This is a genomic window from Brevibacterium yomogidense, from assembly GCF_016107685.1.
Lineage (GTDB): Bacteria > Actinomycetota > Actinomycetes > Actinomycetales > Brevibacteriaceae > Brevibacterium > Brevibacterium yomogidense.
Genome location: NZ_JABASY010000003.1, coordinates 457,718 through 470,773, shown reverse-complemented (window position 1 = coordinate 470,773; position 13,056 = coordinate 457,718). Strand labels below are relative to the sequence as shown.

The window sequence follows — 13,056 nt, the reverse complement described above, 5'->3', positions numbered from 1 at the left end:
TCTACAGTGGCCTCAGCGTTCAGGCGTCGTCGATGCCCAGGAGCTTCCGCAGGCGTGCGACGTGACCCTTCGCCCGCACGTTGTACTGCGCGATCTCGACCGTGCCCTCAGGGTCCACGACGATCGTCGAGCGGATGACCCCCTGCACGATGCGGCCGTAGTTCTTCTTCTCACCGAACGCGCCCCACGCCGTCATGACCGACTTGTCCGCGTCGGACAGGAGGGGGAACGTGAGACCGTCGCGCTCCGCGAACGTGGCGAGCTTCTCCGGCTTGTCCGGTGAGATGCCGAGGACCGTGATGCCTTCCGCACTCAGCGCATCGAGCGAATCGCGGAAATCGCACGCCTGGGTCGTGCATCCAGGCGTCATCGCGGCAGGGTAGAAGTACACGACGACACGGGATCCGCGGAAGTCCGACAGGCTCACCTCGTTGCCCTGCGCATCCGGCAGTGTGAAGTCGGGTGCGGCATCGCCGGTTTCGAAGCGCGTCATGGATCTCTTCTCCTCATGTGTGCAGGCGTGTCTGTTCGGCTCCCACCCTACTGCGAGGCGGGGACGCGGTAGGCTCGGTGTGGGAGGCGCACAGTGCGCCGTGAACATCATTGCCTGTGAGGAAGTGAGCGCATGTCCACGAACGTGTACACCTCGGAAGTGACGGTCGACAACGCCTCGCGCGACCAGCTCGTCGAATCGATCCGACTGCGTGAGCAGAGGCTCGCTGCCGGGATCGATGAACTGGTCGGGCGGCTGCACCCCAAGGCGCTCACGGCGCGTGCAGCAGATTCCGCGAAGTCCCTCGTCATCGACGAAGAGGGGCAGCCGAAGACGGAGCGTCTGGCGCTGGCAGGCGGATGCCTCCTCGTGGCGGTGGCGGCTATCGGGCTCGTCTCGACCCGGGGCAAGCGTGCCTGACCTGAGCTCACAGGGATCGGAGACAGCAGCATCCGCGGGCGCGCCGGATGTGCGCATCCGCATGCTCCATGACCGTCTCCTCGTCCAGCCGGACAAGGAGACGGGGGAGCGGAAGTCCTCAGCCGGCATCGTCATCCCCGCCACTGCAGCAGTGGGCAAGCGGCTCGCATGGGGGATCGTTGCGGCAGCAGGCCCTCTTGTGCGCCAGGTGGAGATCGGCGACTCGATCCTCTTCGACCCGGAAGAGCTGGCGGAGGTGGAGCTGGAGGGCGCGGCGTTCCTGCTGCTGCGGGAACGGGACGTGCACGCGATCGCAGAGCCCACGACGGACGAGTCGACCGGGATGTACCTCTGACATGGTGAAGGACGCTGGCCGGATCGTGCGGGGCTGATGAGACAACAGGCCGGTGAGGCGTCAGCCGGATGACAGCTGAAGGGGCTCGCCACCAGGAATCGAACCTGGTGGCGAGTCCCTTTCCGCATGTCCCCTCTCCGCTGGAAGAGCGGGGAGCCGCAGCGGAAGAACGAGAAAGCCGCCGCCCGACTGTGTCGGACGGCGGCTGTTTTGTACACCCCCCGGGAATCGAACCCGGAACCCACTGATTAAGAGTCAGTTGCTCTACCGATTGAGCTAGAGGTGCGCAACGAGAGATAACTATACCCACCCCCTGGCCAAGTGCCAACTCGAATCCGATTGTCTCTGCGAAGAGTGGTGCGTCTCACGGTGAGAGATGCGCGGGCTTCCGCGTCGCCCCCTCTCACCAGGCGTGATACGGTGCTCGCTTGTGAGCCATTTCTCAGTCGGCTCACAGTTTGTATGAGGGTCAGCTGTGATCGGCACGGTCGCAGCGACCTGTATCGGAGAGCTCCAGGCCTCATCGCCTGTAGAGCCACGCCCATGGCAGGCGCCGATCAGCACTACAGAAGACCGGGACGGGAGTGTGCCCGCACACTCCTGCTGCAATCACCTGCCCGGGGGTGGACGGTCCGCGTGACGCGGGGGAGAACGAGAGGACGTGGTTGATCGACAGAGGGGCTCTGTTGCGCGTCATATGAATCCTTCCGCGGATGACGCCCCCGCGGGACGGGACGTGCAGGACTGAGCGCTGCCGGATGTCCGGTCAGCGCACGATTCTCACCCGACGTCTATGAAGGAGGTGGCGCGTGAACGATTCCACTTCGGTGCAGTTCGGCGCCCTCACTGTTCTACTTCTGCTCGTGCTCTTCTACGGCGGGACATACCTGATCTCGCGATCGATCCGGAAGAAGCAGGAGAACGCTGACGAATACATGACCGCCGGCAACCGGATCGGCTTCGGCGTCTCTGCGGCAAGCATGACTGCGACCTGGATCTGGGCCTCGTCGATGTACGCGTCGGCCGCATCCGGCTACGAGTACGGAATCTCCGGGCCGATCCACTACGGGCTCTGGGGAGCCCTCATGATCCTCTTCATCTACCCCTTCGGCAGGCGGATCCGCAGCGTCGCTCCCAAGGCGCACAGCATCGCTGAAGTCATGTACGCCCGCCACGGCCGCTCGAGTCAGCTCATGCTCGCGGGATCGAACGTGGTCGGCAGCGTCATCAGCCTCATGTCCAACTTCATCGCCGGTGGCGTGCTGATCTCCATGCTGTCGCCGTTCACCTTCATCCAGGGTGTCATCGCCGTGGCCGGCGGAGTCCTGCTCTACACGCTGTGGTCCGGCTTCCGCGCCTCGGTGCTCACCGACTTCGTCCAGGTGATGGCGATGTTCGCAGCAGTCGCGGTCATCGTGCCGTTCATCTTCTTCGCCGCGGACTTCCCGGCGGCGTTCGAGACCGGTGCCCACAACCTCACGCCGCAGCAGGGCAACTTCTTCTCCAGCGAGGCGTTCCTGGGCCAGGGCGCGCCGTACATCGCGGCCGTCCTCGCCTACGCGATCGGCAACCAGACCATCGCGCAGCGACTCTTCGCAGTCCGTGAGGACCTCATCAAGCCCACATTCATCACTGCGACCGTGGGTTACGGGGCGATGGTGATCGGCGTGGGGATGCTGGGAGTCCTCGCCCTCTACCTGGGCTTCGAGCCGACCGGTGGCGACGTCAACAACATCATCCCGGAGATGGCGGCGAGCTATCTGCCGGCCGGTCTCCTCGCACTGTTCTTCGTCATGATCATCGGTGCCCTGTCGTCGACAGCCGACTCCGATCTCTCCGCCCTCTCGTCGATCATGATGGCCGACGTCTACGGCCAGAACGTCGCCGGAAAGGATAAGGCGAGCCCGAAGACCATGCTGTTCGTGGGGCGCGGGACGATGGTCGCAGCATCAGCCATCGCTGTCGCGTTCGCCAGTCTGCAGCTGAACATCCTCGACCTGCTGGTGTTCGTCGGCGCGCTGTGGGGAGCACTGGTCTTCCCTGTGCTGGCGAGCTTCTACTGGGGCAAGGTCACCAACAAGGCGTTCACGGTGGCCGTCATCGCGGCACTCGTGGCATTCATCCCCGTGCGGTTCGAGCTCATCCCGCTCGTGGGCCCGATCGGGATCCTCGTCGATGTGCTGTCCGCAGTCGGCATCGCAGTGGTGCTCGGCCTCATGTCGTTCGGATTCTTCGGCCTGCGGGTCGCGAAGATCGTCGCGGGAGCCGCCTTCCTGCTGTCCGCCCCGTTCGTCATCGGGTTCCTGCACGACTACGCGACGCTCAGCGCATCACTCGTCGCGTACGCAGTGAGCACCCTCGTCTGCTTCTTCATGTCGTACCGGCAGAAGGAGGACTTCGACTTCGCGCTCATCCGCAAGCGCACGGGTGATTTCGACGAATCGGACGAGGACGCCCACATCATCAGCGAAACCGCAGACCAGGGGGACAAGGCATGACAACCACGACGATCGCACTCACGGCCTACGCACTCGTCTGGCCCGCCCTCGTGGCGGCCACGGGCGTGGTCCTGGCCCGCGGGTTCTTCAAGGACTGGAAGGAAGCCAGGGACGCGGGGGAGACACTCGTCTGAGTGCCCTCTCCTGAGCGCCCGGGCACACCATGAAGGGCGGGGCCACAGAATCCGTGGCCCCGCCCTTCATGTCTTCTACAGCAATCAGCGACGATCAGGTATGCGTCGACGGGAGAGCGCTCCGTCGAACGAGATATCTGCGCTCGACCATGTCGTCGGCGCCCGACCGTGACGCGCTCAGACGATCGTCGCGCCCTTGGCGGCGAGTTCCGCCAGCGCGGCCTGCGACGGCTCCGCGGCGACCCCGGCGACGAGAGCGGTGAGGATCCGCACGTCAGCGACGTCGCCGAGGGCGTCGAGTCCGGACGCGCGGACGCAGTGGTCTGTGGCGATGCCGACGATGTCCACGCGCCGGACGTCGGTCAGCAGCTCCGCCAGTGTCGCGCCGTCATCCGTGACCCCTTCGAAAGCGGAATACCCGTGAGCGCCCTGGCCCTTCTTCACATGGTGAGTGATCGGCGTGGTGTCGAGTCCCGGGTCGAACTCCGCTCCTGCAGTATCGGCGACGCAGTGCACGGGCCAATTCGTCACGAAGTCCGGTTCGCCCGGGGCGAAGTGACCGTCGTTGTCGTTGTCCGCGTCATGCCAGTCGCGGGACGCGATGATCATGTCGTAGTCCGCGGCGTGCTGCGCGAGGTGCTGGGAGATCCCGGCGGCGACCGCTTTCCCTCCGTCGACACCCAGGGCGCCGCCTTCAGTGAAATCGTTCTGCACGTCGACGATGAGCAGAGCAGCCCCCGTGGTCATGCGGGCTCCTCTTCCGGCATCCGCTCCACTGGGAAGTGCAGTGCGCGCTTCTCCGTGATCGCAGTGCGGAAGCGGGCCAGCAGCGTCCCGTCGGCTTCGACTTCGTCCTGGTCGGCGTATGCGAAATGGAGGGGCGATGCCGCCGTGAGGTAGAACGTGCGGTACCCGGACGCCTTCCCGATGATGACATGGAACGTCACGCGCACCCCACGGCCGGCATCGAACTCCTCGAAGAGCACTTCCTCGAGGGACTTCGCCTCCTGCGCCGGAAAGCTCAGCGCGAGGGAGTTCTCCTTGTCGAGGCCGTAGACGAACGTGCCTTTAGCGGTCATGGTGTTCCCTTCCGTTCGGTGGTGCCGACAGTGCGGCACCGTCATGGACGACGGGAGCTCACGGAGCCTCCCACACCTCACACGGTACGGGAACTTCGTCGGATCAGTCGGCCCGACGGCGTCCGGCGACGAGGAGGATGAAGCCGATCGCGGCGGCGCCGATGCCCACGACGACGGCGATCTGCCACGGGATCGCCGCGCCGCTGTCGTCGTCCGCAGCGGAATCGGTCGCGATGTCGTCCGTCCCGTCGTCGTCGCCCGGCTGCGGGACGGGTCCGTCGTTGTCGGGCGTGATCGAATCATCGCCGTCAGCCCCGGGCGGCTGGGGGACGGGATCCGTGTAGTCGGGGCGCCTGGGTGCGGTGGGCACCCAGTCCTGAGCACCGGTGGGGCCGGGATCGGACGAGCCGCCGCTGCCGTCAGAGCCGTTCCCCGTCGACGGGTCGTCCGTCAGGTCATCGCCGGACCCGGAATCGTCGTCGGACCCGGAGTCGCCGGAGCCGTCGTCGTCGGACCCGGAATCGTCGTCTCCGCTGTCGCCCTGGTCTCCATCATCGCCGTCGTCGTCGCCGTCGTCGCCGGGATCGTCAGTCGGAGTGGGGGAAGGGCTCCGTGTGGGGTCGGGCGTCGGGTCAGGCGTGCCGGTGGGTGTGGGCTCCGGGCTGGGACCGGGGTCAGTCGGCTGGGGCGAAGGGGGCGGTGATCCGCCGTCGCCGTTCTCATCGTCGTCCCCGTCCTCGCCGGGGCCGGGGGACTTTTCCGTCACCTCGCCGATGGTGCCGTCCTCTGCGACGTCGAACGCGAATGTGCGGTCGCCGTTCCCGTGGGCCCCGGGGGCATAGGGCTCGTGCCCACCGTCGGTGACGAGGTGGAGTGCGCTCCCGGGCACGAGCACGAAGTCACGGTCCTCGCCGTCGATCTCCGGAAGCGTGATGACGATGTCGTCGTGGTCGAAGTCAGGATCGTCCGGGCTGAAGCGGGTTTCACCGTCGAACAGTGCGAACGTGTCCTCTGCTGTCGCCTTGCGGACCGAGAACGGTCCGGCCGGGAGTGTCGAAGGGGCGTCCGCGGGGTCGGTCGATGCCGTGGAGTCGGTTGACGCCGCAGGGGCGGGCTGCATCGGGGCGGCCTCCGTGGTCGCGCCGAAAGCGGGTGCGCCGATTGCCACCGGTGCGCCGATGAGCGCGACCGTCACGGCAGCGGCGATCGCCGTGCGTGCGAAGAGGGGTGTGGGCAATGCGAGGACCTTCTGTGGCGGCTGAGCCGATGCGACGACGCCATCCTATCCAGGCGGTGCATGTCTGCGCGATCAGCGAGTGGACAATTCGTACAAATCAGGGGGAGTGCGACACCGGACGGGCCTCCTCTTCAGCGGCTGCTCGCTGGCCGACCGGATGATTTCGCTCACCCCGCAGGATACGCGGTGATGCGGTCTGCGCCGGTGCGCGTGATCGCGAACCGTGCATCGTCGGTCACCGCGAGCAGGTCGACGTTGGTCGAGAACGCGGTCGGCGCGTCGGAGAGCAGACCCGATGCGATGACCGGCTTCCCCTCGAGTGTGCCGGGGACCAGGTCGCCCCGCGGCTCTCCGAACTGCATCCCCGAATCCGTCCCGTCCATGACGAGGAGGCCGGTGGAGATGTCGTACAGGTAGGGGCCGATCGATGCGAGGGCGTAGCCCTGACCGCGGGTCCACGATGCCTCCCCGATGTCTGCGCTGGAGACCTCGTTGATCGACGTGACCGCGCCGTCCTCCAAGCTGTGGACGACCAGCTGGAGACGGTGCCCGCTGTTGGCGCTTGCGCCCGGGTCGCCCCACACGCTGATCGCGAGCCCGTGTCCCGCCGACTTCCACAGTTTGATCTCGAGCCCGTCGCCCGGGCTCTCCAGTTCGACCTCCGTCTCGTCACCGCTCACGATGTTCGTGCGGACGATGGGCCCGTCGAACGGGGCACTGATGAGGTCGTTGCCGTCCAGGGCCATCGGGGTGGAGCCGGGGGTGGGTGTGGGGACGGGGATGAGTTCGTCCTCGCCCAGAGTGCTGAGGGCGTTGCCTTCGCGGATCAGCACCGACGTTCCCGCAGAGGACAGGCGGGCGTCTGCGGGGAGGTCGTACTCGACCGGTCGGGACTCGCCGTCGAAGAGTGCCTGCACCGTCCTGTCGTACTGCCAGACGAGTGCCTTCTTCCCGTCGATGAGGGTGTCCGCCGCGAACGTGATCGATTCGTCGTACTCACCGCTGTACCGCACGGACCCGTCGGTCGTGTCGATGACGGTGAGCTCCTCTCCGTCGACGACGAGCACCCCGCGCGAGGTCGCAGTCACCGATGCGCTCTGCGGGACGCCGGCTTCCCACGCCGGTTGGGACACGTATCCGGGCACCGGGGTGGGGGAGTCGGCGAGGGTGAGCGGCGCCCGGGTGGGGGCCTGCGAGTTCTGTGTGGGGTTGGAGGTGTCCGAGGACGGGGTGCCGATGAAGTTCGGCAGGAAGAAGAGGATTCCTGCGAGGACGAGGAGCGCGATGAGGACGATGCTGGGCACTGTGAGGCGTGCGGTGGCCTTCTTCGCTCGCCGTCGAGGCGTGCTGCGCCCTGCCGCCGGCGTGCCGGGCTGCTTCGCAGGTGCCGGGCGCCCGCCTGCACTCGTGGGTGTGCTGGCCGCCGGTGAGGGGTCGCGACCGTTCGGCCGTGCCGCGTCCGCTCCCGTGGGCTCGGACCTGTCGACCTGCCAGGACGGAGAAGGCGCATGCGGGGGGACGGGCCCGGAATAGGGAGTGCCGATCGGGTAGCTGGGACCGGAATCGTCCGTGGGGTCCGTCCCGTTCTCGTCGACACCGGCGGCGTCTGATGCCTGCGCGTCGGGTGCGGCGAGCGGCTGTGTGGGGGTGTCCGTGTCCGGCTGGGTCTCCGGTTCCGCCTCCCGTGCGGTCCCCGGATCGGCTTCGGGGGGCTTCTCCGGTGCTGCCGGGGTGGTCGGTTCCTGTGCATCGCTCACGACGGGCTGCGGTCCTGTCGACGTGACGGCGCCGTCGGAGGTGACGGTGAGAGCGCGCAGTGCGGATCCGTCTGCGATAGCGACGGAGACCTCGGTGGAGGAGGTTCGGGCCAAGCGGGTCAGCTGTGCGATCGCCGACCCCAGATCGGGATGATCCGTGCTCTGGCCGGCGACAGTCACCTGGGCGCTTCGATCGGGCGCCACGGTGATGCTCGCGTGATGCATGACAGTCGGAACCTTCTGACTCCAAAGGGGTAGTGGCGCGCTCCGGTCGTGAGCCGCGCGGGCTGGACGACCGGGCGTGTCAGTGTCCCTGTCGTCAGCGGGGTCCAGTCTAGGAGCACGGATCGGGCGGAGCCGCACTCGCGGGTGCACTGAGTCCGAAAAGTTACAGGACGCACGAGGCGGTGGTCGTGATGGCCGTGAGGTCCCGTTCCGACGCCGTCCGGAACAGCCGGTGGACACGACCGACTTCGGATTGGCGAACTGCGTCGAGAGGGTCTAGACTCTTCTCTGTTGCCTGCGCGCAGGCACGATGGTGGCTATAGCTCAGTTGGTAGAGCACCGCGTTGTGGTCGCGGGGGCCGCGGGTTCAAGTCCCGTTAGCCACCCCATTGCGATGTCTCAGGACATCGGAGGCGCCCCGAACTGCCGGTTCGGGGCGTTTCGCATTCAGCCGCGGAGCCGTCGTTCAGCCGCGGGGCCCTCATTCAGCGGCAGGACTCTCCATCGCCCACGAGCGGCTCTCAGTCAGCGCTGCGCCGCGCGCGCAGCAGCGCGAGCCCCAGGACCCCCAGCGCCGCGACGACGGCTGCTGCCACTGCACCGCCCCAGCGCAGGAGGACAGAGGCCGCCGAGGCCTCGGTGGCGGAGCCCGAGGCGGTGGGATCGTCCGCGTCCGCAGCTGTGCCGATCGGGTTGTCACCTGACTTCCCGTCCGGTGGCGAAGCCGCCGCCGACGCCGTCGGTGCAGAGGTCGATCCTGCAGGGCTCTGCGTCGTGTCGACCGCGGCGGCCTGTGGTGGGGCCTCGGTGGGCAGCCACCCGTCGCCATCGACGGACGGAACCGCTTCCGCCGACCCGGCGTTGCCCTCCGGCAGATCCGGGTGGGCCGTGAAGACGGGTTCCGGTTCCTGCGGCTGTGGCTGCGGGGGCGGAGCCGGCTGAGGCGCCGGTGGTGGATCCGGTCGGCTGTCGGGCGGATCGTTTCGGTCGTTCCGGTCGCTTCCGCCCAGTTCCACGCGATCGTCCGCATCGCGCCCCGGGTTCTGGTCGGACCCGCCCAGGTCGACCGAGAGCGCCTCCGTCTGCGGGGCGGGGACCACCGGGTGGGCGGCAGCGGGGACGGTGGGTGCCAGCAGCAGGACGGCGAGCGGGACGACGAGGCTCACCCCGCGTCGGGAGCTGCGGCGACGTGCCATGACGAACTGCCTCCTCAGATGACCTGGACTGACACCGTGCGGTGAACGGGGCGCAACCGCACCCGCCGACTATCGTACCGAACGGTCAGGGCGTCATCCCTCCTCGTCCGTGTACCCCTCGAGGGCGTCTGCCGTGCGGACGACTGCAGTCCCCGGCTCTCCGAAGACCGTGACGAGGTCCGCGCCCGTGGCGTGGGAGACCGGAGAGCCGGTGAGTGCTCCCGTCACGACGATCGTCTCGTCGTCTCCCGTGCCGATCACCAGGTCGTCATGTGCGGTGCTGAACGTGAGGGCGTCCGCGGAGCCGTCGATGAGCAGCTCGCCCGTGTCCAGATCGAAGACGTAGGGGCCGAGCGTGCCCAGTGCATCTCCCTGCCCCACGACCCAGTCCGCGTCGGACACGAGCTCTGCGGGCGCGGCGGCAGCGGCCGACAGCGAACCGTCCACGAGGCTGTGGACGGCGATGCGGGGGTCCTCCGTGCCGGACCTGGACCACAGTGTGACGGCCAGCCCGTGGCCGGCCGCCTTCCACTCGTCGAGGACGAAGTCCTTCCCCGGTGGGGACAGCTGCAGGTGTGTCGTATCGTCCTGGCCGGGTTCGGCGAGGACGGCCGACCCGTCGAGGGAGCCGCTCGTGAGGGTGGTGCCGTCGACCGCGATGGGGGTGTGGCCCTCCGGCGGTGCGGGCAGGTCGACGAGCCCGTCCGCGCCCAGCGTGCTGAGCTCCTCGCCGTCGCGGACGAGCACGGCGGTCCCGGCTGCGGAGATCGCCGCGTCCTCGGCGATCGTGTACTCGAGGGGGTCGTCCGCGCCGTCCTGCAGTGCCCACACCGTGTCGGATGCCCTCCAGACGAGTGCGGGAGTGTCGTCCACCAAGGCGTCGGCGACGAAGCTGACGGGATCCTCCACGCGTGCGGTGTAGCGCGCGTCCCCGGTCGCGCTGTCGACCACCGTGAGGTCCCCGCGGTCGAGGACGAGCAGTCCTTCTGCGGTCGGGGTGACGGAGGCGCCCGCTGGGAGGGGCCGCGTCCACTGCTCGGTGTCGAGTCCGGGGATTCCCGAGGGGCCTTCCGCCGGATCCCCTTCGGTGACCGAGGGGGCGAGCGAGAGGACCACTGAAGGCCCCCGGTCGGCGACCGTGTCGTCCGCCGGCGCATCCCGCTGAGCCGCGTCCGGGCGGGTGAGCAGCAGCACCGCACTGCCGGCGAGGAGCGCAGCGGCCGTCATCGCGGCGATGAGTGGCCACCGGCGCCTGCCTCCCCGCAGGGCCGTCGCCATGCTGCCTCCCGTCTCAGGGAGCGACTCGGAAGGCTCCGATGGTTCTGTGAGCGAGGACCGGATCGGTGCTGCGAGCGACACGTCCGGGTAGGCGTGGCGGGCATCCGGGATCTCAGGGATCTTCGACAGCGGCGGGGTGAGCGGCCGCGGTGGGGTGAGAGCGGGGGAGAGGGATCCGTCGGGACTGAACGTCCGGTCGCGGGTCGACGGGAAGGCCTCCGGGTCCCGCAGGGGTGACGGGATCTCCGTGAGCGGCAGCCGCTCCGTCGCAGCGGAGGCGGAGTCGGAGGTCCGTGGTCGTGGCGGAGCGTGACCGGGCGGCGGCGGGAACGCGGGCCGCGGAGGCACGGGCGTCTGCACGTGCAGGCGTCCGTCCGCCTCGATGAGCAGGAGGAGGCGGGTGAGCCCGTCCTCGACCTCCACGCGGATCCGCGTGTTCCGGGTCCGGGCCTCCTCTGCGAGCCGGGTGAGCGCATAGCCGATCGTGGGTTCCGGGGTGCGGCGACCGTCGAAGTGAGCTTCGGGGAACCGTCCTTCAGAGACGGTGATCGTCGCTTTCTGCATGCTGTTCGGCACCTCATCGGCTGCGGGGTCATGGGCTGCGGGTGTGGGCACGGCGACCGCATCATTGGAATATCGTATGAAGGGTCCATCGGACAGTGTAGGGCCGCGCGGGGATGTGACGGGCCTCACCGCGACGGATAGGGTCGACACATGACTCGAGACTCCCTCGTCCGCTCCGTGACGAAACGCCTGGACACCTTCCACTCCGCGTCGTACTTCGCCCCGGCGATGGCGGAAGCGCTCTCCGGGGCGGGGATCCCCCAGGACGCGCACTACCTGGTCCAGCGGTCCGCACCCCTGGGGACGGCGTCCGCGGAGCTCGTCGTCGCCACGTTCTTCAACTACGCGCCCGCCTACGTCGCCTCCCACGTCCCGGCGTGCTGGGACTACGTCCGACCCGACCAGGCCACAGCCGCCCGGATGGCCGGTGTGGAGGCGATGAGCGGGCAGATCCTCGCATCGGACGGGCTCGCCGGCACCGGCATGGATCGGACGCAGATCGACGAGCTCGCGACCCGGATCGTCGAACGACTGAGGCCCGTCCACGACGCCCAGCCGCTGAGCGGTCGACCGCTGTACGCCGCGCACGTGAACGCGCTGCAGTCGGTCCGCGCAGCGGATGCCGCTCTGCAGCCGATGCTCGACCTGTGGACGTCGACCACCCTGCTGCGGGAGTGCCGCGGCGATGCGCACATCGCCGCGCTCGTGACGATGGGGCTCGACGGGCTCGAGGCGATCGTGCTCGACAGCGCGACGGGTCGCTCCTTCTACCCCTGGTCGATGCGGAAGACACGCGGGTGGACGGAAGCGGAATGGCGGGTGGCGGCCGAAGCCCTCACCGAACGGGGTCTGCTCACCGAACCCGACGACGCCGCCCACCTCACGGATGCGGGCGTCGCCCTCAAGGAGGAGGCGGAGACGCGCACGGACGCGGCAGTCGCCGCAGCGTGGGCGCACCTGGACGATGACGCGCTCGCCGCACTGGCGAACGACGCGAAGGTCGTCGCGAAGCTCGTGCTGGGATCCGGTGCGCTGCCGTCCCGCCTGTTCGGCCACGGGAGCGACGCGAAGCGCTGAGGCGGGGGCCCGGCACGGGCCTGGCCCCCTGTCGGGGACAGCCACCTGACCGGCACCGTCCCCGACGGGCCTGGTCACCCGGCCGGTGTCACCCGACCGTCCCGCTCAGTCCTGCGCGGGCGCGTAGGCGGCCGCGACCTCGGCGGCGATGGTGCGGGCCTCCTCCGACGTCGGCTCCTTCGGGCGGAACGCAGCCCGGCGGTAGTAGGCGAGTTCGCGGATCGAGTCCTGGATGTCGCCCAGCGCGCGGTGACCGCCGGTCTTCTCCGGCGACTGGTAGTAGGCGCGGGGGAACCAGCGGCGGGACAGTTCCTTGATGGTCGACACGTCCAGGATCCGGTAGTGCAGGTGCTCGACGATCTGCGGCATCTGCTTCGCGAGGAACGCCTTGTCCGTCCCCACGGAGTTTCCTCCCAGCGGTGCCTTCCCGGCTTCCGGGACGTGCGTGCGGAGGTAGGCGAGCACCTTCTCCTGCGCGTCCTCCACGGTCGTGCCGGAATCGAGCTCCGTGATGAGGCCGGAGTCCGTGTGCATCTTCGTGACGAAGTCGCCCATGTTGTCGCGTGCGCGGTCCGAGGGGCGGATGACGATGTCGATGCCGTCGTCCAGGGGGGTGAGATCGAAGTCGGTGACGATCGCCGCCACTTCGACGAGCTCGTCGACCTCCAGGTCGAGTCCGGTCATCTCGCAGTCGATCCACACGATTCTGTTGGAAGCCATGGGGCGATCCTATGCGGTGACGA

13 protein-coding genes and 2 tRNA genes are annotated in these 13,056 nt (G+C 68.4%); 6 read left to right on the top strand and 9 right to left on the bottom strand.

Features of this window, described 5'->3' with window-relative positions; all coding sequences use genetic code 11:
• Positions 1–19: 19 nt before the first annotated feature.
• On the bottom strand, positions 20–493 hold the full coding sequence (bcp, locus tag JFC09_RS10495) for a thioredoxin-dependent thiol peroxidase (protein WP_198393949.1): 474 nt from the start codon (positions 491–493) through the stop codon (positions 20–22).
• A 132-nt stretch (positions 494–625) separates the two neighbouring features.
• Here bcp and JFC09_RS10490 point away from each other — a divergent pair, with 132 nt between their 5' ends.
• The gene (locus JFC09_RS10490; protein ID WP_198393948.1) at positions 626–913 is read left to right on the top strand and encodes a DUF3618 domain-containing protein; all 288 of its coding nucleotides are present in this window, start codon (positions 626–628) and stop codon (positions 911–913) included.
• Between the two features lie 61 nt (positions 914–974).
• A complete protein-coding gene (locus JFC09_RS10485; protein WP_198394067.1) occupies positions 975–1,268 on the top strand; it encodes a GroES family chaperonin in 294 nt (97 codons plus the stop codon).
• Positions 1,269–1,481: 213 nt separating this feature from the next.
• Here the strand turns inward: JFC09_RS10485 and JFC09_RS10480 are convergent.
• Positions 1,482–1,554, bottom strand: a tRNA-Lys gene (locus JFC09_RS10480).
• 523 nt (positions 1,555–2,077) lie between these two features.
• Between JFC09_RS10480 and JFC09_RS10475 the strand changes: the two genes are divergently transcribed.
• Entirely contained in the window at positions 2,078–3,766 is a 1,689-nt protein-coding gene (locus tag JFC09_RS10475) for a sodium:solute symporter family transporter (protein ID WP_198393947.1), read from the top strand.
• A complete protein-coding gene (locus JFC09_RS10470; protein ID WP_198393946.1) occupies positions 3,763–3,900 on the top strand; it encodes a putative transporter small subunit in 138 nt (45 codons plus the stop codon). The genes JFC09_RS10475 and JFC09_RS10470 overlap by 4 nt, the downstream gene beginning before the upstream one ends.
• Before the next feature lie 177 nt (positions 3,901–4,077).
• Here JFC09_RS10470 and JFC09_RS10465 read toward each other — a convergent pair whose 3' ends face one another.
• The 4 genes from JFC09_RS10465 to JFC09_RS10450 all read right to left on the bottom strand — a co-directional run bounded on the left by JFC09_RS10465 (position 4,078) and on the right by JFC09_RS10450 (position 8,198).
• Positions 4,078–4,647 (bottom strand): isochorismatase family protein, encoded by a 570-nt coding sequence (locus JFC09_RS10465; protein ID WP_198393945.1) that lies wholly within the window; start codon positions 4,645–4,647, stop codon positions 4,078–4,080.
• Positions 4,644–4,979 (bottom strand): hypothetical protein, encoded by a 336-nt coding sequence (locus JFC09_RS10460; RefSeq protein WP_198393944.1) that lies wholly within the window; start codon positions 4,977–4,979, stop codon positions 4,644–4,646. The genes JFC09_RS10465 and JFC09_RS10460 overlap by 4 nt, the downstream gene beginning before the upstream one ends.
• A 103-nt stretch (positions 4,980–5,082) precedes the next feature.
• Entirely contained in the window at positions 5,083–6,216 is a 1,134-nt protein-coding gene (locus JFC09_RS10455) for a hypothetical protein (RefSeq protein ID WP_198393943.1), read from the bottom strand.
• 167 nt (positions 6,217–6,383) lie between these two features.
• Positions 6,384–8,198 carry a hypothetical protein gene (locus JFC09_RS10450; protein WP_198393942.1) on the bottom strand — a complete coding sequence of 605 codons (1,815 nt, stop codon included), beginning with the start codon at positions 8,196–8,198 and terminating at the stop codon, positions 6,384–6,386.
• Positions 8,199–8,511: 313 nt separating this feature from the next.
• Here JFC09_RS10450 and JFC09_RS10445 point away from each other — a divergent pair.
• Positions 8,512–8,587 (top strand) — tRNA-His (locus JFC09_RS10445).
• A gap of 132 nt (positions 8,588–8,719) precedes the next feature.
• On the opposite strand, the gene JFC09_RS10440 is transcribed toward JFC09_RS10445, so the two are convergent.
• Both JFC09_RS10440 and JFC09_RS10435 read right to left on the bottom strand, forming a co-directional pair.
• Positions 8,720–9,394, bottom strand: coding sequence for a hypothetical protein (locus JFC09_RS10440; protein WP_198393941.1), 675 nt, complete (start codon positions 9,392–9,394; stop codon positions 8,720–8,722).
• A 93-nt stretch (positions 9,395–9,487) separates the two neighbouring features.
• Positions 9,488–11,236: a hypothetical protein gene (locus JFC09_RS10435; RefSeq protein WP_198393940.1), complete on the bottom strand. Its 1,749-nt coding sequence runs from the start codon at positions 11,234–11,236 to the stop codon at positions 9,488–9,490.
• A 150-nt stretch (positions 11,237–11,386) separates the two neighbouring features.
• Here JFC09_RS10435 and JFC09_RS10430 point away from each other — a divergent pair, with 150 nt between their 5' ends.
• Positions 11,387–12,313: an SCO6745 family protein gene (locus JFC09_RS10430; RefSeq protein ID WP_198393939.1), complete on the top strand. Its 927-nt coding sequence runs from the start codon at positions 11,387–11,389 to the stop codon at positions 12,311–12,313.
• A 105-nt stretch (positions 12,314–12,418) separates the two neighbouring features.
• On the opposite strand, the gene orn is transcribed toward JFC09_RS10430, so the two are convergent.
• Positions 12,419–13,033 carry an oligoribonuclease gene (gene orn, locus JFC09_RS10425; RefSeq protein WP_198393938.1) on the bottom strand — a complete coding sequence of 205 codons (615 nt, stop codon included), beginning with the start codon at positions 13,031–13,033 and terminating at the stop codon, positions 12,419–12,421.
• Positions 13,034–13,056 lie beyond the last annotated feature (23 nt).